This is a genomic window from Mycobacteriales bacterium, assembly GCA_035690485.1.
Taxonomy (GTDB): Bacteria; Actinomycetota; Actinomycetes; order JAFAQI01; family DASSKL01; genus DASSKL01.
On the sequence record DASSKL010000080.1, the window covers coordinates 22,325 to 46,102 of the forward strand.

Consider the following 23,778-nt stretch of genomic DNA (forward strand, 5'->3'; position numbering starts at 1 on the left):
GGTTCGGCGATGAGTTGTGGGGTGGCCCGTGGACGAGCAGCGGCTGGCTTCCGTCTTGGTCGAGTTCGCCAGGACGTTGACCGGCGACTTCTCCATCCAGACGATCCTCGATCACCTCGTCGACCACGTCGTCGAGGTCATCCCGGTGGACGGCGCCGGCGTACTGCTCATGGACAGCGACACCGAGCACCACTTCGTCGCCGCCTCCGACGACGTCATCCTCGGCGTCGAAGGGCTTCAGATGGAGCTCCAGCAAGGTCCATGCCTGGACGCCTACCGCAGCGGCGAGCACGTCGCCGTGCGCGACCTGGCCACCGACACGACGTTCGACCGCTTCTCCCCCGCCGCCGCGCAGGCCGGCATGGGTGCCGTCTACAGCTTCCCGCTCCGGCTGGACGACCGGCAGCTCGGGGCGTTGGAACTCTACGCGAAGAATCCGGTCGACCTGTCCGACGCCGACCTCGCCGGTGCGCAGATCTTGGCGGATGTCACCGCCGCCTACCTGTTCAACGCGAGCGCTCGCGAGGACGCCCGTGCACTGGCCCGCGCCAGCCAGGAACTCGCGGCGACCCTGCAGGAAAGCTTGATGCCCGCGGAGCTGCCTGAGGTGCCGGGGCTCACGGTCGCCGCCCGCTGGCTGCCCGGCAAGGGCGGCACGCTTGTGGGTGGCGACTTCTACGACCTGTTCCCGCTCCCGTCCAAACGGTGGGGCGCTCTGCTCGGCGATGTCGTCGGGCACGGCGCTCGCGCCGCAACGCTCGCGGCACTGGCCAGATACACCGTCCGGACGCTGGCCATCCTGCAGGCGTCGCCCCGCGACGTGCTCGCGGGGCTGAACGACACCGTGTTCCGACGCGAGGAGCCGGAGCAGTTCCTGACCGCGATCTACCTGACCACCCGCGTCGCCACGCACGGAGTCGCCGTATGTCTGGTCAGCGGTGGGCACCCGGCCCCCCTGTTCCGCCACGCCGACGGCCACGTGGAGGTCGTCGAGACGTCCGGGGCCTTGTTGGGGTGCCTGCCCGATGCGGGGCTGCAGGAGGTCCGCTTCCGCCTGAGGCCAGGAGAACTGCTCCTGCTCTACAGCGACGGCGTGACCGAAGCGCGCCGCGGACGCGAAGAGTTCGGCCAGGATCGGCTATGCGCGCTGCTGGCGGACGCCGACCCCGTCCCTCAAACCGTCGCCGACACCGTCATCGACCGGGTCGCGGCGCACTGCGGCGGGGTTCTCGCCGACGACGTCACCGTCGTCGTGCTCAGCGCAACCTAGAGCCGCGGGCCACCGCGGGGTTCGCACCGCCGACGTACGGCTCTTGCCGGTCGAGCATCCGCTCGCGCGTACGAAGCCGGTCGTACGCCGCAGAGGGAGTCTCCTCGACGAAGCGCTCGACGAGCGAGGTGAAGCGACTCGGCTCGACCCCGTGCGGGAAGTGCCCGGAGTTCTCGAAGATCTCCAGCCGGCTGCCCGGCAGTGCTGCGGCGGTCGCATGGGCGTGGTGCACCGGAATGATGCGGTCGCGGGCACCCCAGACGATGAGGGTCGGGACGTCGGCCGCCAGGTAGAGCCGGTCCCCGGCACTGACCCGCTGCCCGCCCGGGCTCGCCACCGCGCGGACCGCGCGGACGAACGCGGCCCGCCGGTCGCGGTCGGTCATGCCGGCGATACGGCGTACCAGCTCGCCGCCCTCGCTGCTCGGCCGGACACCGGCCACTGCCAGCGCCGGCTGCACGGCGTTGGCCGCTCCCCCGAGCACCCCGAGGACGTGCTCGGCACCGGGCAACGCTGCAGCGCGGATCAGCGGGCTGACCTCACGACCAAGGCCACCGCTGGAGACGAGCACCATGCGCTCGACGTACTGCGGGAACTGGTAGGCGAACTGCATCACCACCCCGCCGCCGAGCGAGTGCCCGACGAACGTCGCCCGCTCGACGCCGATCGTCTCGAGAAGGTCACGCAGCCAGCAGGCGAACGCACCGATCGAGTGGTCGCCCCGCAGGCGGGCCGACGACCCGTGGCCGGCGAGATCCGGCGCGATGACGTCGAAGCCGCCGGCCAGCCGCTCGCAGACGGGCGCCCACTCCGAGGCGTCGCCGGCAATCCCGTGGACCAGGACCACGGCCGGGCCTTCACCGGCACGGACGAAGCTGGCCTCGCGGCCGTGCACGCGCACCGTCTGCATCCCTCGACGGTAAAGGGCCCCGGCGGGATGCTGTCCCGTCAATAGGAGAATCTCGGTGTGACGGGCGACACCTGGGCCGAGCTGGCCGACCTGTTCGTCGACGAGGCCTACGCCTCCGTCAAGGGCTACGTGCGCACCTACGTGATGCACCAGCACCTGCTGGAGCACCTGCCCCCGCCCCCGGCGACGGTGCTCGACGTGGGTGGCGGTGCAGGTCACCAGTCGTTCCCCCTCGCGCTGGCCGGTTACGACGTGACGCTGCTCGACTCCTCGCCCGCGATGTTGGACAAGGCACGAGGACGACTCGCGCGTCTCCCGGCACAGGCCCGGCAACGGGTGGCGCTGCTGCAGGGCGACGGTGCGAGCGCCGATGCTGCCGTCGACGGCCGCCGCTTCGAGGCGGTGCTCTGCCACGGCGTGCTCGGCTACCTCGACGACCCGCAGCCGATGGTCGACCAGCTCTGCCGGTGTGCCGCCCCGGGCGGTCTCGTCTCGATCATGACGGGCAACGCGAGGACCACCGCGGTCCGCCCGGCGCTGGAGCAGCGCTGGGAGGAGGCGCTCGCGTCGTTCGACACCCGGACGGGCATCGGCGTGCTCGGGGTGACCGGCCGGGCCGACACCGTCGAGGAGCTGAGCGACCTCTTGCGCGACCGGGACGTCGAGCCGGTCGCCTGGTACGGCGTCTGGCTGTTCGTCGACTGGCTCGAGTTCGGCGGAGTCCGTCTCGACCCGACCGACGCACCGCAGGTCGCAGCGACCGCGGCGGTCGAGCTGGAGGCCAGCCGGCGCGACCCTTACCGGCAGCTCAGCCGCGTCTTCCACCTGCTGGGACGCAAGAACGAGAGCTGACGACAGGAGCCCGAGCGCCTCGCCATCCGGAGCGACGTCCACCGAACTATTCGATACCCTAATCGAGTGGATGGCACCGGCCGCGTGCTCGCGCGCCTGGCCCGGCAGGTCGAGGTCGGTCTGGCGACGGTCGACCTGTCGCTCGCGCAGTACCGCTTCCTCGCCCTGCTCGCGGAGGGCTCGTCCGCGGCGTCGGCACTGGCCAGCGGGCTCACGGTCAGCCGGCCCAGCGTCACCGCCGTCGCCGACGGCTTGGTGTCCCGCGGGCTGGTCGAGCGGCGGGCCGACGACGACGACCGCCGGGTCGTCGGTCACACCTTGACGGCCAAGGGCCGGCAGATGCTCGAGGAGGCCGACCAGGCCGTCTCGGCCCGGCTCGAAGGGATCGCCAAACACCTCGAACCCGCTGCGGCCGCCGAGGCATTCGCCGGCGTACGACGCTGGCACCAGGCCCTCGACGGCTACCGCGCCGAGAAGCTGAAGGCACGCCGATGACTTCCGGCGGCGACTCGGCGTACATCCCGGTCGGGGTGCGGCCGCGCTACCACGCACCCAAGGCGTCCATCGACCGCGACCGGTCGAAGAGCTGGCTGCGACGGGCCCTGCCGGTGGTCCTCGCGCATAAGGGCACGTTCGCCGTCGCGCTGGTGCTCTCGTTCACCGCGCTCGTGCTGCAGGTGCAGATCCCCAAGCTGCTCGGCGACGCGGTGACGCACCTGCACCACGAGTCGCTGCGCCACTACGTGCTGCTGGTCCTCGGTCTCGCCGTCGCCGCCGGGGTCACCGGCTACGTCTCCCGGCTGTGCCTGATGCGTACGGCGTACGACATCGAGTTCGACTTGCGCAACATCATCTACGAGCACCTGAGCCGGATGTCGTTCCCGTTCTACGACCGGGTGCAGTCGGGCCAGTTGATCTCGCGGGCCAACTCCGACATCCGCTCGGTGCAGATGTACCTCACCTTCGCGCCGGCGATCCTCGTGCAGTGCGGCATCGCGGTCGTGGCGTTCGGCTACATGCTCGCGATCAGCGTGCCGCTCGCGTTCGTAGCGATGGCGACCACGCCGGTCGTCTACGTGCTCGGCGTGCGTATGCGCCGGCAGATGTTCCCGATCTCCTGGCTGATCCAGGCCCGGCTCGCCGACGTGGCCACGATCGTCGACGAGAACATCAACGGCGTCCGGGTGGTCAAGTCGTTCGCCGGCGAGTCGCGCCAGCTGACACTGCTCGCGCGCGCTGCCGACCGGCTGCAGTGGTCCTACGTCAAGGACGCCGACCTGCGCGCGCAGTTCACCCCCGCCGTGCAGAACCTGCCGCAGGTGGGTCTCGCGCTCGTGCTGCTGGTCGGCGGCTACCTCGTCGTGCACGACCGGCTCACAGTCGGCGACATCCTGACGTTCAGCTTCTACATCGTGATGCTGCAGGCGCCGTTCCAGATGCTCGGCATGCTGATCATGATGGGCCAGCGGGCGGCCGCCTCCGCGGGCCGCATCTACGAGATCCTCGACGAGCAGCCGTCGATCGTCGACCGCGCGAACGCCGTCGACCTCGACGAGTGCCGAGGCGACATCGTCTTCGACCGGGTGCGGTTCGGCTACCTGGCCGACGGGCCCCGGGTCCTCGACGGGCTCGACCTGCACCTGGCACCGGGCGAGACCGTCGCCGTGGTGGGCCGCACCGGGTCCGGCAAGTCGACGCTGGCGCGGCTGCTCGCGCGCTTGTACGACGTCGACGACGGCGCGGTCCACATCGACGGCCATGACGTGCGCGACCTCACGCTGGCGAGCCTGCGCGCCAACGTCGGCATCGTCCTGGACGAGCCGTTCCTGTTCTCGGTGTCGATCCGCGACAACATCGCCTACGGCCGGCCCGACGCCGACCTCGCCGACATCCGGGCCGCCGCCGTGGCAGCCGGCGCAGAGGAGTTCATCGAGGCGCTGCCCGAGGGCTACGACACCGTCGTCGGTGAGCGCGGCTACACGCTGTCGGGCGGCCAGCGCCAGCGCATCGCCATCGCCCGCACGCTGCTGGTCAACCCGCCGATCCTCGTCCTCGACGACGCCACCAGCGCGATCGACGTGCAGGTGGAGCAGCGGATCCACGCGGCCCTGCGCGACCTCATGCGCGACCGCACGACACTGATCGTGGCGCACCGGCTTTCCACGATCAGCCTCGCCGACCGGGTGGTCCTCGTCGACGGCGGGCAGATCGTCGCCGACGGCACGCACGCCGAGCTGATGGCGACGACACCCCTCTACGCCGAGGTGCTCGCCCAGGGCGAGCGCGAGGGCGCGCTCGTCCAGGAAGCGGCGCTCTGATGGCGTGGTCGGGCCACGCCGGTGGCGGGATGTTCGGCGGCGGTGGCGCTGCCGGCGGCTCCCGCTCGGCCGCCAACCCCGGTGGTGGGCTGCCGTTCGCCGGCATCCCGCCGGAGATGATGGCGGGCGTCGAGCGGCTGCTCGCGTCGGAGCCCGAGCACGCGGAGCCGCGCGCCCGGTTCACCTACCGGCCGACCGAGCGGGAGACCCGGCGGCTGACCCTCCGCTCGCTGCTGTTCGCCCACTGGCACCTCGGCGTGCTCGCGATCGCGCTCGTCACGGTCGTCAGCGTCGCGAACCAGGCCGGGCCCAAGCTGATCGACGTCGGCATCACCAACGGGATGGGCCGGCACAAGGACTTCGGTGCGGTCGCGCTCGCCGCCGGCCTGTTCCTGGCGGCGATCGCGGTGACCGCGCTCGCCCAGCGCTGGCAGGTGAAGGTGACCGGCCGGCTCGCCGCCTGGGTCATGAACGACCTGCGGGTCAAGGTTTTCACGCACCTGCAACGGCTCGGCCTCGACTTCTACACGGACGAGAAGGCCGGCGTGATCATGACCCGGATGACCAGCGACATCGAGAACCTGCAGCAGATGCTGCAGGACGGACTCGCGCAGTTCGCCGTCCAGGGACTCACCATGCTGGTCATCGCGGGCGTGCTGTTCTCGATGAACGTCAAGCTCGCCCTGATCACGATCGTGGTGATCATGCCGGTGCTCACGGCGCTGTCGCTGTGGTTCCGCTCGGCCTCCGAGAAGGGCTACGACCGCGTCCGCGACGGCATCGCGAACGTGCTCGCCGACCTGGCGGAGAGCCTGCACGGCGTACGCATCGTCACGGCACACAACCGGCAGCGGCACAACGTGCTGCACCACCGCAACGTCGTCGGCGGCTACCGCGACGCGAACATGTACACCGCGCAGATCGCCGCCGTCTACGGCCCGGGCACCCAGATGCTCGGCTACCTCGGCTCCGGCGCCATCCTCGCGATCGGCGGCGACATGGTGCTGCACGGCACGCTGAGCCCCGGCGACCTGGTCGCGTTCTTCCTCTACCTGAACCGGTTCCTGATGCCGATCCAGCTGCTGGTGCAGCAGTACAACACCTACCAGCAGGGGCAGGCGTCGATCAGCAAGCTGCGCACGCTGTTCGCCGTCGCACCCGGCGTGCCGGAGGCGCCCGACGCGGTCGAGCTGCCACCCGTCTCCGGTGACATCGCGTTCGAGGGCGTGACGTTCGGCTACGACCCGGCCAACCCGGTCGTCCGCGACGTCGACCTGCGCATCGACGCGGGCGAAACCGTCGCGTTCGTCGGGCCGACCGGTGCCGGCAAGTCGACGCTCGCCAAGCTCGTCACCCGCTTCTACGACCCGACCGAGGGACGGGTCCTGCTCGACGGGCACGACCTGCGCCGGGTCACCCTGAGCTCGCTGCGGCACCAGCTCGGAGTGGTGCCGCAGGAGCCGTTCCTGTTCGCGGGCACGATCCGCGACAACATCTCCTTCGCGCGACCCGATGCCACCGACGACGAGGTGCGCGAGGCGGTCGAGGCCGTCGGTCTCGAGGAGGTCGTCGACCGGATGCCGCAGGGCGTCGACACGATCGTCCACGAGCGTGGCCAGTCGCTGTCGTCGGGCGAACGCCAGCTGATCGCGCTGGCCCGGGCATTCATGGCCCGGCCAAGGGTGCTCGTGCTCGACGAGGCGACCTCGAACCTGGACCTGCTGTCCGAGCAGCGGATCGAAACGGCGCTCGACGTGCTGCTCGAAGGGCGTACGGCGGTGCTCATCGCACACCGCCTCACGACGGCGATGAAGGCCGACCGCATCATCGTCGTGGACGAAGGGCGCATCATGGAGGTCGGTACGCACGACGAGCTCGTGCGCGCCGGCGGTCGCTATGCCGACATGTACGCCACGTGGATCGCGCATGCCGAGCACAGTCTCGACCAGGAGCCCGCGGTCGGCTAAGGCCACCGAGAGCTCGAGGCGGCTCGCCCGCCTCGCCCGTCAGGACGCCCGCCTCGGCGGACGTCACGGTCAACCGGTCCCTCCGGACCGCTCTTGTGGGAGAGGGCACGTGTCCACATCCGGCCGGCCTGCGGCCAACGGCGGCCCGTCGCCACGGCGACGGCAGCGCCCGACGAGGCGGCGCCCCGACGACGGCCCGATCCCCGTCCTCGCCAAAGCCATGGGCGGAGTGCAGTACGCCGTGGATCGCGGCCGCGTCACCGCCGACACGCGGAGCACCTTCCAGGCGGTCGCGCTGCTGGTGCGCGAGCTGCGCGCCCAGGCCAAGTCCGCGGAGGTGGCCGAAGCCCAGCGCACGGTGCAGCTGAAGCGGATCGACGGCATCGCGGCGATGATGGCGCGTACGGCCGCCGGCAACGCCTCGCTGCTCGCGCTGCTCACCGACGACGCGGCGGTGCTGCCCGGGACGAGCGGCGCCGTCCGGCAGCTGCGGGCGAGCGCCGGCATGGAGAGCGCACCGGAGCCCGTCGCGCCCGAGCCGGCGCCCTCGGCGGGCCAGGCCGGGCGGCAGGTCGTGCCGCAGTCCGCCATCGCGCGCCAGCTGTCCAACCCGTTCCTCGCCCCCGACTTCTCCGCGCCGCAGCCGGCGCGCGCCCGCGTCAGGCTGCTGGCCGACTGGGAGCTGCTGGGGCCGCTGCTGCGGGCCTTCGAGACCGCCAGTGGCGCGGCGCCGTCGTGCATGAACCTGCCGCGACCGGTGCCCGTCCGGCTGCCCGCCGGGCGCGAGCTCATGCCGCACCAGGCCCAGGTCGTCGCGGCCGCGTCCGCGGGCCACCGGACGTTCCTGCTCGCCGACGAGCCCGGCCTCGGCAAGACCGCGCAGGCCCTGCTCGCGGCCCAGTCCGCGAACGCCTATCCGCTGCTCGCCGTCGTACCCAACGTCGTCAAGACCAGCTGGGCGCGGGAAGCCGGCATGTGGACCCCGAACCACCCGGTCACGGTGATCCACAGCGACGGCGAGACCGTCGACGCCTTCCGCGACATCGTGGTCGTCAACTACGACGTGCTCGACCGCCACGTCGGCTGGCTCGGCACCCACGGGTTTCGCGCGATGGTCGTCGACGAGGCGCACTTCATCAAGAACAAGACGTCCCAGCGCTCCCGCAACGTGCTCGAGCTCTCCGAGCGCATCCGGCTGCGGACCGTGCGCCCGCTGCTCATGGCGCTTACCGGCACCCCGCTGATCAACGACATCGAGGACTTCCTGGCCATCTGGGAGTTCCTCGGCTGGATCCGCGACGACGAGCCGGGCCCCGAGCTCATGGCCGCGCTCGAGCGCAACGCCTTGACCCCGGCGGACCCCGACTTCTACCCCGCGGCGCGGCAGGCCGTCATCGACCTGGGCATCGTGCGGCGGCGCAAGACGGACGTCGCCGCCGACATCCCGGCCCGCCGCATCGCCGACATGCCGGTGGAGCTGGAGGGCGCCCTCGGCGACTCCATCCGGGCCGCCGAGCGCGCGCTGGCACGCCGCCTCGTCAAGCGCTACGACAGCGCGCTCGCCGCCCGGTCGAAGGGCGAGGTCGTCGTCGGCATCGACCACGCGCTCGTCCGGCAGGTTGCCGGTTGGGAACGGCAGGACGCGCAGGAGTCCACCGGTGGCGAGAACGTCTTCCACCTGATGCGCCGCATCGGTGAGGCCAAGGCGGTGCTCGCCGCCGACTACGCCGCCCAGCTGTCGCACAACGTCGGCAAGGTGGTGTTCTTCGCCAAGCACATCGACGTCATGGACGCCGCGGAGCAGACCTTCGAACGCCGCGGCATCGGTTACTCCTCCATCCGCGGCGACCAGACCTCACGAGTCCGTCAGCGCAACATCGACGCGTTCGTCCAGGACGACGACGTGGCGATCGCGGTCTGCTCGCTGACGGCAGCGGGCGTGGGCCTCAACCTGCAGGTGGCGTCCAACGTCGTGCTCGCCGAGCTGTCCTGGACCGCGGCCGAGCAGACGCAGGCGATCGACCGGGTCCACCGGATCGGGCAGGACCAGCCGGTGACCGCCTGGCGCATCATCGCCGCGCAGACGATCGACGCACGCGTCGCGGAGCTCATCGACAGCAAGGCGGGCCTGGCCGCCCGTGCCCTCGACGGCTCCGACGAGGAGGTCGCCTCCTCGGTCGACGTCCAGCTCGAGGCCCTCGTCAGCCTGCTGACCGAGGCACTCACCAACCGGGTCGAGGGGCGCGACTGAGCCCCGCGCGCCGGCCAGGACGCTGCGCGGATCAGACGGCGCGGTAGACCACGAACGACGCGGCGATGTACTGGCAGACGAACGCCGCGATCGTCAACGCGTGGAAGATCTCGTGGAAGCCGAACCACCGCGGCCACGGGTCGGGTCGCTTGAAGCCGTAGACCAGGGCGCCGAGCGTGTAGAGCCCGCCGCCGACCACGACGAGCGTGAACGCCGCCACACCCGCGCCGTGAATCAGCTGCGGTACGACGAAGGCGGCGGCCCAACCCAGCCCGATGTAGAGGGGCACGTAGAGCCAGCGCGGGGCGCCGACCCACAACACGCGGAACAGCACGCCGACGATCGCCCCGGCCCACACCGCTGAGAGCACCGCGACGCGAGCCGCGCCGTGCAACGCGAGCACCGCGAACGGCGTGTAGGAACCCGCGATGATCAAGAAAATGTTGGCGTGGTCGATGCGCTTGAAGACCGACTCCACGCGCGGCGACCACCGGCCCCGGTGGTAGATCGCGCTCGTCGCGAACAGCACGACCGACGTCACGGCGAAGGCCGCGGCCGCGGCCGCGGCCGGACCCGTCGGTGCCAAGGCGATCAGGACGATGCCCGCCGCAAGTGCCAGCGGCGACGTCGCGGCGTGCAGCCAGCCACGCAGTTTGGGCTTCATCACCCACCACGGTGTCACGGATGCGGCGGGGCGCGGTGAACCGGGATCAGACCAGGCGGTCCAGCGTCGTCCCGGCGGCGAGGAACAGTTCGGTGCAGTTGTGGACGACCTGCTCGCGGGTGACCTCGTCGGGGTGTTCGATCCACTGGGCGACGCTCTCGGCGAACCCTGCGACGAGGAAGCGCGCGACGAAGCCGACCGCGCGCACGTCGACCTTGCCCTCGAGCCGTCGGGCGGCCTGCGCGACGAGCAGCCCCGTGGCGTGGTTGGCCAGCTGCGCCCGCCGGGCGGCGAGCTCCGGCATGCCGGCCGACTCGCTCAGCACCCGGCCCTTGCGCGGGTCGTCGGCGAGCACGTCGACCATGGCGGCGAGCGCCGCCTCGGTGACCGCCCGCGGGGAGGGGTCGACCGGCTGCTGCACGACGGCCAGCGCGGCGCCGAGCAGCTCGTCGTTCAGCCGGTCGTAGAGCGCGATCCACAGCTCCTCCACCCCGGCGAAGTTCTCGTAGAAGTAGCGGGGTGCGAGGCGGGCGCGGGCGATGACCTGGCGCATCGTCAGAGCGGCTACGCCCTCGGTGCCGGCGAGGTCGAGGGCCGCTTCGAGCAACTGCTCGCGGCGCTGGTCGCGTCGCTCCTGCGGCAGGAGGCCGCCGTAGGTCCGGACGCGCTGCACGTGTCATCTTGACACAGGCGATGTCAGATGGAGATAGTTTTGTCATCACGCGATACCACTTCGTGTCGCGAACGGCGAGGAGGCACGATGAGCGCGCTGGTCGACGAGCGGACGGTCGAGGTCCCCGACGGGCCCGATGCCCACGCGACCAAGATCGAGCCCAAGCCGTTCGGGCCGGGCTCGCTGCTCTGGGACATGTCCGGCGACCGGCTGGCGACGGCGACGTCCGGCTGCGCGTTCGTCCTGCAGGTGATGCACCCGGCGATCGGCACGGTCGTCGACAAGCGCTCGACGTTCCGCACCGACCCGTGGGGCCGGGCGGCCCGCAGCTTCGACTCGGTGCAGACGTGGGTCTACGGCGGGGAGGAGGCCCTCGAGGAGGGCCGCCGGCTGCGCCGCATGCACAAGACGATCAACGCCCCGGGCCCCGACGGGCAGACCTACCAGGCGCTGAGCCCCGAACCCTGGGCGTGGGTGCCGCTCACCGGCTTCTGGGCCTTCCACATCTCGTCGCAGTACTTCTTTCCCGAGCCCTGGCCGGAGGAGCAGGTGCGGCGGTTGTACGACGAGACGCTCAACCTCTGCCGCATCCTTCAGGTGCCCGAGCGCATGCTGCCGCCGACGCCCGAGGACTACTGGGTCTACTTCGACCACATGGTCGACAACGTGCTGGTCGACCACCCGGTGGCACACGAGGTCATCAACAGCGCTGCCCACTCCCCCGCGCCGCCGACGATGGCCCCGCTGATGCGGCCGGCCTGGCCGGCGATGCGCCGGTTGCTGTCGACGTTCAATCGCACGTTCACCGTCGGCCTGCTGCCCCCGGCGGCGCGCGACAAGCTCAAGCTGCGCTGGACGAAGGCCGACGAGCTGCAGCTGCGCGTCCTCGCCCGCACGGTCGGGGCGCTCAACGAGCGCCTGCCGGAGAAGCAGCGCTACCTGCCGATCGCCTACCGGGCGCGCGAGGCGGCGCGACAGCAGGCGGCGCTGACCGACGCGCTCGCCACCCGCGCGATGTAGCCGGGAGGCTTCACCCCGCTGCTCGTGCGGCCGCAGGGCCTGCCCGCAGTCAGCTCCCCCGCGTGCCCGCCGCGCGCGCCGCTGCTCTGGTGCGGCGTTCCTCCGCGTCCATTGCCTCGGCCTCGTCGTAGGTCGGCGCCGTCCCGCCGAGGTGAACGGGCAACCACCAGCGGTCGTCGACGCCCTCTGGGTCGTGGGGGTAGTGCCGTTGGGTTTGCTCCAGCAGGGCTTGCATGCGCCGGCGCAGCTCGTCCGTCGTCGCCTGCGGGTCGCCGGTCGCAGGGAACGGCTCGCCCACGGTCATCGCGATCATCCGACCCCGCGTCAGGTCGCGCGGCCTGCCCTTGGTGAGGATGCGCTGGCCGCCCCAGGTCACCATCGGGATGATCGGTACGCCGGCTTCCGAGGCCATCCGAGCGGCGCCGGACTTGAACTCCTTGAGCTGGAACGACCGGCTGATCGTGGCCTCCGGGAAGACGCCGACGATCTCCCCGCGACGAAGCGCGTCGACCGCGTGTGCGTAGGCGGCCGCGCCGGCCTCACGGTCGACGGAGATGTGTCGCATGCCGCGCATGAGCGGCCCGGTCACCCGGTGCCGGAAGACCGCCTCCTTTGCCATGAAACGCACCAGCCGCCCCGACGGCCGCGCTGCCAGGCCGACGAAGATGAAGTCGAGATAGCTGACGTGGTTGCTCGCGAGCACGGCGCCCCCGTTGCGCGGGATGTTGTCCGCGCCGCGCTCCAGGAAGTGCAGCCCGAGCGCCCTGAAACCCAGCTTCGCCGTCAGGATGACGGGCGGATAGACCAGCTCTGGCATCTGCGCCTCCTGGGGGACGTCCGTGTGGACGCTACCCGCTTCGGGCCGTTCGCCTCTTGTGGCACCGCGCGCTCACCAAGATCGTGAGGGAGTGGCACCCAGGAGGCACGCCTTGACGACTCTGCTCGAACGGCCGCCCGCCCCGGACCGCCGGCGCGAGCCCTCCGGCCGACACCGGCGGCCGGGTGAGAAGAGAGGCGGGGTTCACGGTGTCCGACGAAACCGCTGACGTCTCGCTCAGCGATCTCAACGTCAACGACGAGGACACGCCACTCGCCCTCGCCGTCGGTCGTGCCTTGTTCCTGTGGGCGCTCAACCCGATGATGCTCACCCGGCCGGACACCGGCGCGATCCTGGACGCCAACCCTGCCGCCTGCCGGACGCTGGGGTTGTCGGTCGAGGAGATCCGCGCGCGCGGGCGCGAGGGGTTGCGGGACCCCGCTGACGACCGCTGGACGGCCGGCTTCCTGCATCGCGCGCACACCGGGTCGTACGTGGGTGAGCTGTCCATGCAGCGTGGCGACGGCACCATGTTCCCGGCAGAGGTCTCATCGGCCCTGTTCGAGGCCCACGACCGGCAGTACGCCGTGCTGGTCTTCCGCGACATCAGCGAGCAGCGGGCGACGGAGCGACGACTCCGCGACGCCTTGGAGGAGATGTCGCGACTCGCGACTACCGACCAGCTGACCGGCCTGCTCAACCGCCGTGGCTTCATGACGGTCGGACACACGTTGGAAGAACAGGCGCACCGCAACGGGCACCCGTTGGTGGTGCTGACCGCAGATGTCGATGGCCTCAAGAGCATCAACGACCGGTTCGGTCACGCGGCCGGAGACGACCTGCTGCGCGACGTCGCCGCCACGCTCACTGCGTCGTTGCGCACCGCCGACGTCATCGCCCGGCTCGGCGGCGACGAGTTCGGCGTCATCCTGACCGGAGCGCGTGCCGCCGCAGACGCCGCTGCCGCCGTCGAACGCATCAACGACAACCTCGAGAAGCAGTCGCGGGAGCGCTGGGGGCGCCCGGTCAGGGTCAGCATCGGCATCGCATCCGGGACGCCGGGCTCCGCCTTCAGCCTGTACGAACTGCTGCGCATCGCGGACGACGCGATGTACGCGCAGAAGCCCTCGGCTCGTCGCTCCCGTCGCTAGCGCAGCCGATGCATCTCTTTGGCGACCGCGTCCTCGGAGAAGCCGTCGTCGTGGTAGACGTCCCAGGCATTCATGACGACGCCGATCCCCCAGAAGGCCATCAGGAACGCCGGCCAGAAGATGCCGTCGGCACCGGTCAGCACCCAGACCGCGGCGACGGCGGAGTTGAACAACACGTAGACGAGCAGGTGTCCGTGGAAGTCACGCTTCTTCTTCAGTCGCCGGATGGCCCGTTCGCGCAACTCGGTGTCGGGCTCGGCGAGTTCGTCGGTGAGCATGTCGCCCTCCCTCCCGATACCGCGACCGTACGGCGGTCCGGTCCGCCGGCAGCAGAGGCGAAGGTCCCCAGTGGGGTCAGTGGGTCAGCGCGCCGGGGTTGAGCAGCGCCTCCGAGCCGACGAACAGCGCGACCGCGACGATCAGCCAGGCGAACCAGCGGCGCAACCGGGCGCCGTCGACCCGGGCGCCGACGTGGCCGGTGAGCAGCGCCGCGACCAGGGCGCCGCCGGCGAACACCAGCGCGACCGGCCAGTCGATCGCGGCACGCTGCGCGTGCGCCAACAGGCCTGCGGCCGAGTTGACGACGATGACGACGAGCGACGTCCCGATCGCCAGCGGCATCTCCAGCCCGAGCACCAGCGCGAGCGTAGGCACGATCACGAAGCCGCCGCCGACACCGAACAGGCCGGTGAGGAAACCGACCGCACCGCCGGCCGCCAGCGCCTTCGGCAGGCAACGCTGCCAGTGCACGCCACCGTCGGGGGCGGCACATGCGCCCCGAGGCTGGACCTCGCTGACGAGCATGCGCACGGCGACGACGACCATCAGCGCGGCGAAGGCCACCAGGAGCACCCGCGGTGACATCTCACGGTTGACAGCGGTGCCCGCGACCGCCGTCCCGACACCCGCGACACCGAAGACCGCGGCCACCGTCCAGCGCACCTGCCCGGCACGGATCCGCGGCCAGGCGCCTGCGCCGGACGAGACGCCGACGACGAACAGCGACGTGGTCACCGCCTGGGGCACCGACTCACCCACGCCGTAGACGAGTGCCGGCACCGCAAGGATCGACCCCCCGCCACCCAGCAGGCCCAGCGCGGCGCCGATGACGATCCCGAAAGCCGCGGCCGCGAGCACCGGTCAGGCCGCTTGTTCGCCGGGCCCTGCCAGCCGGACACCGGCGGGACGCGCGCGCTCGAAATCGTCGTCGACGAGCACGGCTTCACGGCCCGCGGCGGCGAGGAGCGACGCGGCGTAGGCCGCGCGGTACCCGGTGGCGCAGTGCACCCACACCTCGCCCGAGGGCACGTCGTCGAGGCGGTCGCGCAGGTCATGGAACGGGATGTGCACGGCGCCCACCACGTGGCCGGACTCCCACTCCAGCTGCTGGCGAACGTCGAGGACCGTGATCGGTCGCTGCGCGCGGGCCGGCTCGAGCTCGGCGAAGCGCACCGCCCGGCTGGTCCGCAGCCCGTCCGGACCGGCGAGCTCCTGCGGATCGCCGTACGCCGCGGAGCGGATCCGATCGATCCCGATACGCCCCAGCTCGCGCTGTGCCTCCTGCACCTGCTCGGGTGTCTCCCCGAGAAGAGTCAGCGGCGTGCCCCAGGGGATCACCCAGCCGAGGTAGGTCGCGAAGGACCCGTCGAGGCCGAGGTTCAGCGAGCCGGCGACGTGCCCGGACACGAACGCAGTGCGGGTACGCAGGTCGACGACCCACTCCCCCGCGGCGAGGTGCCGGCGCAGGTCGGCGGCGTCGGCCCGCTGCGGCAGCGACAGGTCGGGCGGCGTTGCGGGAGCCGCGAGGTTGGCCTCCGCCATGTGCGCGTAGTAGGCCGGATAGGTGTCGAGCCCTGCGAGCAGAGCTCGCACGTAGTCGTCCTCGGCCTGGGTCAGGGCCGGATTGCTCACCAGCTCTGCGGCGATGGTCGAGGCAGTGCCCTCGGCCTGCGTGGCCGAGCAGAAGCTGCCGAACCCGTGCGTCGGGAAGAGCGGTGTGTCGCCGGGCAGCGCGGCAAGGCGGTGCGCCGAGGCGTACTGCGCGCGCGCCAACGAGAGCGTGGATTCGGGCCCCACGAGGTCGGGACGACCGGTCGAGCCGAAGAGCAGCGACCCGCCGCTGAACACGCCGGCCGGTCGCCCGGCCGACTCCACCGCATAGGACAGGTGGGTGAAGGTGTGGCCGGGGGTGAGGATGGCCCGCACCACGAGCAGCGGCGAGACGGCGACGGCCTCCCCTTCTCGGATCGGGGTGCGGTCGAACCTGACCGGGTCCTCGGCGTTGACGTAGTAGGCGGCACCGGTCTCACGGGCGAGCGCATGCCCACCGGTCACGTAGTCGTTGTGGATGTGGGTCTCGAAGACGTGCCGGACCGTCACGGCCTCGTCGTCGGCCACCTGGAGCACCCGGTCGATGTCGCGCTGCGGGTCGATGACGAGTGCTGTCGTCCCGTCGTGGACGACGTAGGAGCGGTCGCCCAACGTGGGCGTGTCGATCGGGATGATGCGCAGCATCGCGTCTCCCTCGGCCCGGTCAGGCATGACCGCGCTCGACGTGTCGCCCGCTGGCGGCCCAGGCGTTGGTGCCGCCCGCGACGGACACCGCGTCGATGCCCTGACGCTGCAACCACCGGGCCGCGGTCAGGCTGCGGTGCCCGCTGGCGCAGATAACAAAGACTCGCCGATCGCGGGGGATCTCCGCAAGATGCGCGGGCAGCTCGCCCATGGGGACCAGCCGGGCGCCGGGCACGTGCGCCTCCACGAACTCGAAGGGCTCCCGGACGTCGAGCACGTAGGCGCCCAGCCCGTGCTCGGTCGCCAAACCGGCGACGTCGACCTCGAGCCGAGCAGAGGATCTCCACATACCGAACACCATACCCCCTGGGGTACCTGGTCAGGAGTGGTCCGCCTCACGCGAGGGACAGGAAGAGCTTCTCCAGCCGCTCGCGATCCACGCCGTCGGCATCCGCCGTCACGCATTGGCGCAGGCCGGTGGCGATGATGCGGAACCCGGCGCGGTCGAGAGCGCGCGAGACGGCCGCCAGCTGCGTGACCACGTCACCGCAGTCGCGACCCGCCTCGATCATCGCGATGACGCCGCGGATCTGACCCTCCGCGCGGCGGAGCCGCTTGATCACATCCGCCAGGTCCTGCGGGTCCAGTTCCATAGCCGCCTCCTTCGATACCCCCCACCGTACCCCTGTCACGCGGATCGACCCCTCGGCCTACAGGGGGAAGGCGGCGGCGACTGCGGACGTCGGGCGACGTGCAACGGCCGACCGGCTAGCATCCCGGCGCCGGCCATGTGACGACACCGAGGACCGCCCGATGAGAGTGACCATCGACGCCGACCGCTGCCAGGGGCACGGCCGCTGCTACGACCTGGCACCGCAGATCTTCCACGACGACGAGGAAGGCTACGGCCAGGTCGGTGGTGACGGCACCGTGCCGGCCGGCCTCGAGCCGCTCGCGAAGCGCGCCGCAGCCAACTGCCCCGAGCGGGCCATCAGCGTCGTCGAAGGGGCCTGACGTGACCGCCGACACGCGCTTCTCCGAGGAGGAGTTCGAGGCGCAGCGCAACCTGCGCCCGCTGGGCACCCGCAGCCAGATCGTCACGGGGCCGGTATCGGACTGGGCCACGGACTTCTCGCACCTCGAGCCGGAGTGGGCGGCCGATCCCTACCGGATCCTGGACGACCTGCGCGCACGCTGCCCGATCGCGCACACCGACCGCTTCGGCGGGGGCTGGCTCCCGACCCGCTACGAGGACGTCGCCGCGATCGCGCACGACACCGAGCGGTTCTCCTCCCGATCGATCATCATGGGAAACTTTCGGCCGCCCCGCGACATCGCGCCCATGGGCGGCACTCCGCCGATCTCCTCCGACCCGCCGTTCCACCACGACGCGCGCAAGCTGCTGCTGCCGGCGTTCACCAAGACGGCGATCGGCAAGATAGAGCCGGCGACGCGCGCGTTCTGCCACGAGCTGGTCGACCGGCTGCAGGGCCGGGACGTCGTCGATGCCGCGGTCGACTACGCGCAGCACATCCCGATGCGGGCGATCGCCGACATGCTCGGCTTCCCGCCGGAGGACGGCCCGCACTTCCGCGAGTTCGTGGAGAGCGCGCTCGAAGGCGTGAACCTGCCGCCCGAGGAGCGCATCGCGCGGATGACCAAACTCTTCGACTACATCCTCGTGCAGATCCGCGACCATCTCGACAACCCGCGTGACGACCTCACGACCTACCTGATCGAGGCAGAGCTCTACGGCCAGAAGCTCGAGGCGTTCCACGTCGCGGGCACCATCGGCCTGCTGCTGATCGCCGGCATCGACACGACGTGGAGCGCGATCGGCGCGTCGCTCTGGCACCTCGCGCAGACGCCGGCCGACCGCGCGCGACTGGTCGGCGAGCCGTCGCTGGTGGCAACCGCCATGGAGGAGTTCCTCCGCGCGTTCGCCCCGGTGACCATGGCGCGGCTGGTCAAGGACGACATGGCGTGGCGCGGGGTCGACATGAAGGCCGACGACTGGGTCCTGCTGTCGTTCCCGGCCGCCAACCGCGATCCCGACCAGTTCGACCGGGCCGACGAGGTCGTGATCGACCGGGAGGTCAACCGGCACGCGGCGTTCGGCCTCGGCATCCACCGCTGCGTCGGCTCGCACCTGGCGCGCATGGAGTTGCGGGTGGCCCTCGAGGTCTGGCTCGAGCGGATGCCGGTGTTCTCCCTCGCCGATCCGGGGGCGGTCACCTGGTCGGCCGGCCAGGTCCGGGGGCCGCGGACCCTGCCGCTGCGCATCGGCGGCTGACGACCGCCGGAGGGCGGAGCGAGCAGGTGGCGGTCGGAGTCGATGTCGCCGCGACGGCCGGCGCCGTCGGGGTGATCGTGACGTGGACCAGCGTCATGCGGGTCCTGGTCATCCCGCGTGGTCGTTCGAGCGCGCTGAGCCGCGTGGTCGACCGGATCGTCGACGCGACCTTCCAGCTCGCCGCCCGCCGGGTCCACGACTACCAGCGGCGGGACCAGCTGCTCGCTGCACAGGCGCCGGCGTACCTGCTGCTGCTTCTCGCGACGTGGCTGGCGGCGTTCCTCGTCGCGTTCACGCTGCTGCTCTGGCCGTGGCACCCGGCGTTCGGGGGCGCCGCCCGCGAGGCGGCGAGCTCGATGTTCACCCTCGGGTTCGATGCGACCGCCACTCCTGCGCCGACCATTCTCGACGTGCTCGCCGCGGCCACGGGGCTGGTCGTCGTCGCGCTGCAGATCGCCTACCTGCCGACGCTGTACGCCGCATTCAACCGACGCGAGACCGAGGTGACCATGCTCGCCTCCCGCGCCGGCTCGCCACCGTGGGGCCCGGAGCTGCTGGCGCGCACTCGCTACGGCACCCGCGCCCGCACCGACGACCTCCCCGACTACTACGCCCTGTGGGAGCGGTGGGCGGCCGACGTCGCGGAGAGCCACACCAACTACCCCGTGCTCACGCGGTTCCGTTCGCCGCAGTCCCACACGTCCTGGCTGGTCGGTTTGCTCGCCGTGCTCGACTCGGCGGCCCTGCTGCTCGCCCTGTGCCCGAGCCGGGACGGCATCGAGCCACGACTGTGCCTGCGGATGGGGTTCACGGCGCTGCAGCAGATCGGCCTCGTGCTCGGCCTGCGCGTCGAGGGCGACCCCGACCCCGACCTGCCCCTGCTGCTGCCGTACGCCGACTACCTGGCAGGCGTCCAGAGGATGACGGCGACCGGCTTCCCGATCGAGCGGTCCGCCGAGGAGGCCTGGCCTCACTTCCGCGGATGGCGCGCCAACTACGAGCGGGTCGCCTACGACATCGCCCGGCTCACCGACGCCGTGCCGGCGTTGTGGTCCGGACCGCGACGCTGGCCGGCAGCTCCGGTGACGACGGTGCGCCCACCCAACCGGATCGCGCGCGACGCACGCTAGCTGTCGCCTTGGCTGCCAGGGCGACAACGGCCGGCGCCGCCGGCCGCTGACGCGAGGCCCGCGTCTCGGGACCTAAGCCCCTGGCCCGCGGGCGCCGAGTCGAGCACGGTGACCAGGTGACCAGCGTGTCCACGGACTGGCCGGTCGTGCACAAGCCGGCCGTCGCCCGCGCCCGCGCCCGCGCCAACCTCGTCGACTACGCCACCGAGCGGGCGAGCTTCACCTGGTCCGATGCGCGGGCCGGACTCGACGGGCTACCCGGTGGTGGCCTCAACATCGCGCACGAAGCCCTCGATCGCCACATCGCGGCGGGGCGCGGCGGGCACATCGCGTTGCGGATCGTGGCAGGCGACGGTTCGGTCACGGAGCACTCGTACGCCGCTCTCGCCGCGCTCACCAACCGGTTCGCCGACGCGTTGCACGATCTGGGCGTCGGCCCCGGGGAGCGCGTCTTCGCCCTGCTACCGCGCGGCCTCGAGGTCTACGTGACCGCGCTCGGGACGCTCAAGAACCGCAGCGTGTTCAGCCCGCTGTTCGCGGCGTACGGCCCCGAGCCGGTGCGCCAGCGGCTGGCCCTCGGCGACGCGCGGGTGCTGGTGACCACGGCGGCGCTCTACCGCCGCAAGGTGGCATCGGCCCGCGATCAGCTGCCCGGCCTCCGGCACGTGCTGCTGGTGGACGACGACGCGACGGCCGGCACGGCCGGGTTCCACGGGCTGCTGCGGCAGGCCGACGCCTCGTTCACGATTCCGCCCACCGATCCGCAGGATCCGGCGCTGCTGCACTTCACCAGCGGCACGACCGGCACGCCGAAAGGCGCGCTGCACGTCCACGAGGCGGTCGTCGCACATCACGCAACGGCCGCGTTCGCGCTCGACCTCCGTGCCGATGACGTCTTCTGGTGCACCGCCGACCCGGGCTGGGTCACCGGCACGTCGTACGGCATCGTCGCGCCGCTCACCCACGGCGCGACGGCCCTCGTCGACCAGGCCGAGTTCGACGCGCTGCGCTGGTACTCCTTGCTGGAGCGTCAGCGCGTGACCGTCTGGTACAGCGCGCCGACGGCACTGCGCATGCTGATGCGCGCCGGTGACGAGCTACCGCACGAGCACGACCTGTCGCACCTTCGCTTCATCGCGAGCGTGGGTGAGCCGCTGAACCCGGAGGTGGTGGGGTGGAGCGCCGACACCCTGGACCACCCGGTGCACGACAACTGGTGGCAGACCGAGACCGGCGGAATCATGATCGCCAACTTCGCGGCTTCGGACATCCGGCCCGGCTCCAGCGTCGGACGGCCTGCTCGGTGTGCGACCGGTCGTCGAGGCCACGCTCGCCGGCGACCACAGGGCCAGCGACGGCCACCGGGGTGGCCGTTACCTCGCCGCGGTCGCGGACCTGCTGCAACGACCGGAGGAGCTGTGAACGACGACGCCGCCCGCGCTGCCGTGGCTGCCGTGCTGGGCCGCATCGCGCCCGAAGTCGAGCTCGACGAGGTGCCCGGTGCCGCCGTCCTGCGCGACGAGCTGGATCTCGACTCGCTCGACTTCCTCGCGCTCGTCGAGGGGCTCTGCGAGCGCACGGGCGTCGAAATCCCGGAACGGGACTACGGCCGGGTCGCCACGCTGCACGACCTCGTCGCCTACCTCGTGGCGCACAGCTGACCCGCACCGGCGTACCACCGTCTCGGCCTCTCCGGCCGGACCGGTACGTCGTCGATCGACCTCATCGGGACTTTCGCCTCTCCCCCGGTCGGAGCAGCGGCGTGACCATGGATGCGCCGGACGGCACAGAGATGCACCGGCCGGGCGGAGGTCGCCATGCGCGTCGACGAGATCATGGCGGAGGCGGTCGTCACGGTCCGCCCCGACACCCCGGTCAAACAAGCGGCGGCGCTCCTGGTGGGGCGCGACGTCAGTGCCGCCCCAGTGGTCGCCGAGGACGGTGTACTCGTCGGCGTCGTCAGCGGCATCGACTTGGTACGTCACGACGTCGGCCCGGATCCTCGGGCCCACATGATCCCGCAACGACCCTCGACGGCACCACCGGAGAGCGTGGTCGACGTCATGTCGCACGACGTAGTGACGACGCATCCGCACGGCGACGTCGCCGACGCGGTCGCTCTCATGGACCGCCACCGGCTACGCAGCCTGCCGGTGGTGGACGAAGGGCGGATCGTCGGCATGCTCAGCCGCAGCGACGTACTGCGCGCGCTGGCTCGCTCCGACGAGGAACTCGCGGTGGCCGTACGCCGGCGGCTGGAGGACTGCTTCGGCCGGGATGCCACCGACGTCGCCATCAGCGTGGACCAGGGGTTGGTCGTTCTCTCGCTGCCATCCGAAGGAATCGACCCCGATGCAGCGGTACGTGTCGCGGAGACGGTGCCCGGAGTCGTCCGGGCCCGGACGAGGTGAGGGACATGGCTGAAGCCTGCGCACGTGCGCTCGAAACGCACACGGCGTGGCTGTTCTTCGCCGGTGATCGCGTCTACAAGGTCAAGAAACCGGTGCACCTGGGGTTCCTCGACTTCCGTTCGGTCGAGGCACGCGCACGAGCGTGCGCGGACGAGGTGGCACTCAACCGGCGGCTGTCGCCGGACGTCTACCTCGGCGTCGCCGAGATTCGCGGTCCGGACGGCTACGAGCACGCGGTCGTGATGCGCCGCATGCCCGACGAGCTGAGGCTCGGCCACCTCCTGCGAACGCGCACGGACCTCGCCGCGGAGGTCGACCAGATCGCGTCGCTGCTCGCCCGCTTCCACTCCGATGCGCAGATACCCGACGACGCCGCGAACCTGGGCTCGGCTCGCCTGCTGCGCGCGCGGTGGGACGACGGGCTCGACCTGCTCGAGCGCACCGGCGTCGTGCCCTCGGCGGACGTGCAGGAGACCCGGCGGTTGGCCCACCGTTACCTCGCCGGGCGACAGGGGTTGCTGCGGGCACGGGTGACGGCAGGCCGCGTGCGCGACGGCCACGGCGATCTGCTGACGGACGACATCTTCTGCCTGCCCGAAGGGCCGCGAATCCTCGACTGCCTGGAGTTCGACCGGGAGCTGCGGATCGGCGACACCCTCGCTGACGTCACCTTCCTGGCCATGGATCTCGAACACCAGGGCGCACCGGCGTACGCACAACGGCTGCTCGACCGTTACGCGGCCCTGTCCAACGACCGGTGGCCGCGGTCTCTCGAGCACCACTACGTCGCCCACCGCGCGCACATTCGTGCGAAGGTCTCCGCCATTCGCGCGGGTCAGACCACGGGCGAGGAGTCCGCACGAGCTGCGGCGGAGTCCCGCAAGCTGACCTCGCTGGGGCTGCGGCACCTGCAGGTCGGGCGGGTACGGATGCTGGTCATCGGCGGGCTCCCCGGCGCCGGCAAGTCCACGGTCGCGACGGCGGTGGCGGGCCGCACCGGCTGGCCGGTGCTGTCGTCCGACATCGTGCGCAAGCAGCTGGCCGGCCTGCCCGCTCTCGTGCCCGCCGGCGCGGACTTCAGGAACGGGATCTACACGTCCGGATGGAGCGAGGCGGCCTACGCCGAGATGTTCGAGCAGGCAAGCCGCCACCTCGAGATGGGCGAGAGCGTCATCCTCGACGCGTCGTTCACCGATCCGCTGCAGCGGCAGGAGGCGGCTGCGCTGGCCCGCCGCACCTCCACGGACCTGGTCGAGGTGTCGCTCCTCACGCTGGACGTGACGGCCGAAGCACGCATCGCGACGCGCCGGCCGGGCGAGACGACCTCCGACGCGACGATCGACGTGCGGCGCCGGCTCGCCGAGTACGCCGAGCCCTGGCCCTCGGCCCACGGCGTGCGGTCCGACACTGCCCTCGAAGAGACCGTCGCCCAGGTGGCGGAGCTGCTGCGCTGATCGCATCCAGGCGCGGGGTCGGGACCAAAGCCCCGGCGAAGGGGGTCCTCTCGCCCGTAGCGGCCGCCCGTGCAGTTGCGTTG

23 protein-coding genes and 2 pseudogenes are annotated in these 23,778 nt (G+C 71.5%); 16 read left to right on the forward strand and 9 right to left on the reverse strand.

Annotated elements, in window-relative coordinates:
- The first annotated feature begins 28 nt into the window (after positions 1-28).
- Positions 29-1,270, forward strand: coding sequence for a GAF domain-containing SpoIIE family protein phosphatase (locus tag VFJ21_11680; protein ID HET7407779.1), 1,242 nt, complete (start codon positions 29-31; stop codon positions 1,268-1,270).
- Here the strand turns inward: VFJ21_11680 and VFJ21_11685 are convergent.
- Positions 1,257-2,180, reverse strand: coding sequence for an alpha/beta fold hydrolase (locus VFJ21_11685; protein HET7407780.1), 924 nt, complete (start codon positions 2,178-2,180; stop codon positions 1,257-1,259). The genes VFJ21_11680 and VFJ21_11685 overlap by 14 nt on opposite strands.
- A gap of 57 nt (positions 2,181-2,237) precedes the next feature.
- Here VFJ21_11685 and VFJ21_11690 point away from each other — a divergent pair, with 57 nt between their 5' ends.
- The 5 genes from VFJ21_11690 (at position 2,238) to VFJ21_11710 (ending at position 9,568) form a co-directional block, all read left to right on the forward strand.
- Positions 2,238-3,032: a methyltransferase gene (locus tag VFJ21_11690; protein HET7407781.1), complete on the forward strand. Its 795-nt coding sequence runs from the start codon at positions 2,238-2,240 to the stop codon at positions 3,030-3,032.
- 66 nt (positions 3,033-3,098) lie between these two features.
- Positions 3,099-3,527, forward strand: coding sequence for a MarR family winged helix-turn-helix transcriptional regulator (locus VFJ21_11695; protein ID HET7407782.1), 429 nt, complete (start codon positions 3,099-3,101; stop codon positions 3,525-3,527).
- Positions 3,524-5,350, forward strand: a complete 1,827-nt coding sequence (locus VFJ21_11700) for an ABC transporter ATP-binding protein (GenBank protein HET7407783.1) — start codon at positions 3,524-3,526, stop codon at positions 5,348-5,350. The genes VFJ21_11695 and VFJ21_11700 overlap by 4 nt, the downstream gene beginning before the upstream one ends.
- Positions 5,350-7,317: an ABC transporter ATP-binding protein gene (locus VFJ21_11705; GenBank protein HET7407784.1), complete on the forward strand. Its 1,968-nt coding sequence runs from the start codon at positions 5,350-5,352 to the stop codon at positions 7,315-7,317. The genes VFJ21_11700 and VFJ21_11705 overlap by 1 nt, the downstream gene beginning before the upstream one ends.
- 109 nt (positions 7,318-7,426) lie before the next feature.
- The gene (locus VFJ21_11710; GenBank protein HET7407785.1) at positions 7,427-9,568 is read left to right on the forward strand and encodes a DEAD/DEAH box helicase; all 2,142 of its coding nucleotides are present in this window, start codon (positions 7,427-7,429) and stop codon (positions 9,566-9,568) included.
- Between the two features lie 31 nt (positions 9,569-9,599).
- Here VFJ21_11710 and VFJ21_11715 read toward each other — a convergent pair whose 3' ends face one another.
- Positions 9,600-10,232 (reverse strand): hemolysin III family protein, encoded by a 633-nt coding sequence (locus tag VFJ21_11715; protein ID HET7407786.1) that lies wholly within the window; start codon positions 10,230-10,232, stop codon positions 9,600-9,602.
- 46 nt (positions 10,233-10,278) lie between these two features.
- The gene (locus VFJ21_11720) at positions 10,279-10,905 is read right to left on the reverse strand and encodes a TetR/AcrR family transcriptional regulator (protein ID HET7407787.1); all 627 of its coding nucleotides are present in this window, start codon (positions 10,903-10,905) and stop codon (positions 10,279-10,281) included.
- 87 nt (positions 10,906-10,992) lie between these two features.
- Between VFJ21_11720 and VFJ21_11725 the strand changes: the two genes are divergently transcribed.
- A complete protein-coding gene (locus VFJ21_11725; protein ID HET7407788.1) occupies positions 10,993-11,925 on the forward strand; it encodes an oxygenase MpaB family protein in 933 nt (310 codons plus the stop codon).
- Between the two features lie 49 nt (positions 11,926-11,974).
- Here the strand turns inward: VFJ21_11725 and VFJ21_11730 are convergent, their stop codons facing one another.
- Entirely contained in the window at positions 11,975-12,742 is a 768-nt protein-coding gene (locus VFJ21_11730) for a lysophospholipid acyltransferase family protein (GenBank protein HET7407789.1), read from the reverse strand.
- A gap of 209 nt (positions 12,743-12,951) precedes the next feature.
- Here VFJ21_11730 and VFJ21_11735 point away from each other — a divergent pair, with 209 nt between their 5' ends.
- Entirely contained in the window at positions 12,952-13,893 is a 942-nt protein-coding gene (locus VFJ21_11735) for a sensor domain-containing diguanylate cyclase (protein ID HET7407790.1), read from the forward strand.
- Here VFJ21_11735 and VFJ21_11740 read toward each other — a convergent pair.
- From VFJ21_11740 to VFJ21_11760, 5 genes are all read right to left on the reverse strand, one after another.
- Positions 13,890-14,171: a 2TM domain-containing protein gene (locus tag VFJ21_11740; protein ID HET7407791.1), complete on the reverse strand. Its 282-nt coding sequence runs from the start codon at positions 14,169-14,171 to the stop codon at positions 13,890-13,892. The two genes, VFJ21_11735 and VFJ21_11740, sit on opposite strands and share 4 nt — an antisense overlap.
- Positions 14,172-14,247: 76 nt before the next feature.
- Positions 14,248-15,030: a sulfite exporter TauE/SafE family protein gene (locus tag VFJ21_11745; protein HET7407792.1), complete on the reverse strand. Its 783-nt coding sequence runs from the start codon at positions 15,028-15,030 to the stop codon at positions 14,248-14,250.
- A gap of 3 nt (positions 15,031-15,033) precedes the next feature.
- Positions 15,034-16,434, reverse strand: a complete 1,401-nt coding sequence (locus tag VFJ21_11750; GenBank protein HET7407793.1) for an MBL fold metallo-hydrolase — start codon at positions 16,432-16,434, stop codon at positions 15,034-15,036.
- A complete protein-coding gene (locus tag VFJ21_11755) occupies positions 16,427-16,768 on the reverse strand; it encodes a rhodanese-like domain-containing protein (protein ID HET7407794.1) in 342 nt (113 codons plus the stop codon). The genes VFJ21_11750 and VFJ21_11755 overlap by 8 nt, the downstream gene beginning before the upstream one ends.
- 34 nt (positions 16,769-16,802) lie before the next feature.
- Positions 16,803-17,060, reverse strand: a complete 258-nt coding sequence (locus VFJ21_11760) for a metal-sensitive transcriptional regulator (GenBank protein ID HET7407795.1) — start codon at positions 17,058-17,060, stop codon at positions 16,803-16,805.
- A gap of 160 nt (positions 17,061-17,220) precedes the next feature.
- Here VFJ21_11760 and VFJ21_11765 point away from each other — a divergent pair, with 160 nt between their 5' ends.
- From VFJ21_11765 to VFJ21_11800, 8 genes and pseudogenes are all read left to right on the forward strand, one after another.
- The gene (locus tag VFJ21_11765; protein ID HET7407796.1) at positions 17,221-17,421 is read left to right on the forward strand and encodes a ferredoxin; all 201 of its coding nucleotides are present in this window, start codon (positions 17,221-17,223) and stop codon (positions 17,419-17,421) included.
- 1 nt (position 17,422) lies between these two features.
- A complete protein-coding gene (locus tag VFJ21_11770; GenBank protein ID HET7407797.1) occupies positions 17,423-18,700 on the forward strand; it encodes a cytochrome P450 in 1,278 nt (425 codons plus the stop codon).
- Positions 18,701-18,726: 26 nt separating this feature from the next.
- On the forward strand, positions 18,727-19,830 hold the full coding sequence (locus VFJ21_11775; protein HET7407798.1) for a hypothetical protein: 1,104 nt from the start codon (positions 18,727-18,729) through the stop codon (positions 19,828-19,830).
- 341 nt (positions 19,831-20,171) lie between these two features.
- Positions 20,172-21,080: pseudogene (locus tag VFJ21_11780) on the forward strand (AMP-binding protein).
- A 67-nt stretch (positions 21,081-21,147) separates the two neighbouring features.
- Positions 21,148-21,252, forward strand: a pseudogene (locus VFJ21_11785) (2-oxo acid dehydrogenase subunit E2).
- Between the two features lie 23 nt (positions 21,253-21,275).
- Positions 21,276-21,491, forward strand: coding sequence for an acyl carrier protein (locus tag VFJ21_11790; GenBank protein ID HET7407799.1), 216 nt, complete (start codon positions 21,276-21,278; stop codon positions 21,489-21,491).
- 156 nt (positions 21,492-21,647) lie between these two features.
- Positions 21,648-22,241: a CBS domain-containing protein gene (locus tag VFJ21_11795; GenBank protein ID HET7407800.1), complete on the forward strand. Its 594-nt coding sequence runs from the start codon at positions 21,648-21,650 to the stop codon at positions 22,239-22,241.
- A gap of 5 nt (positions 22,242-22,246) precedes the next feature.
- Entirely contained in the window at positions 22,247-23,695 is a 1,449-nt protein-coding gene (locus VFJ21_11800) for an AAA family ATPase (GenBank protein ID HET7407801.1), read from the forward strand.
- The last annotated feature ends 83 nt before the right edge of the window (positions 23,696-23,778 follow it).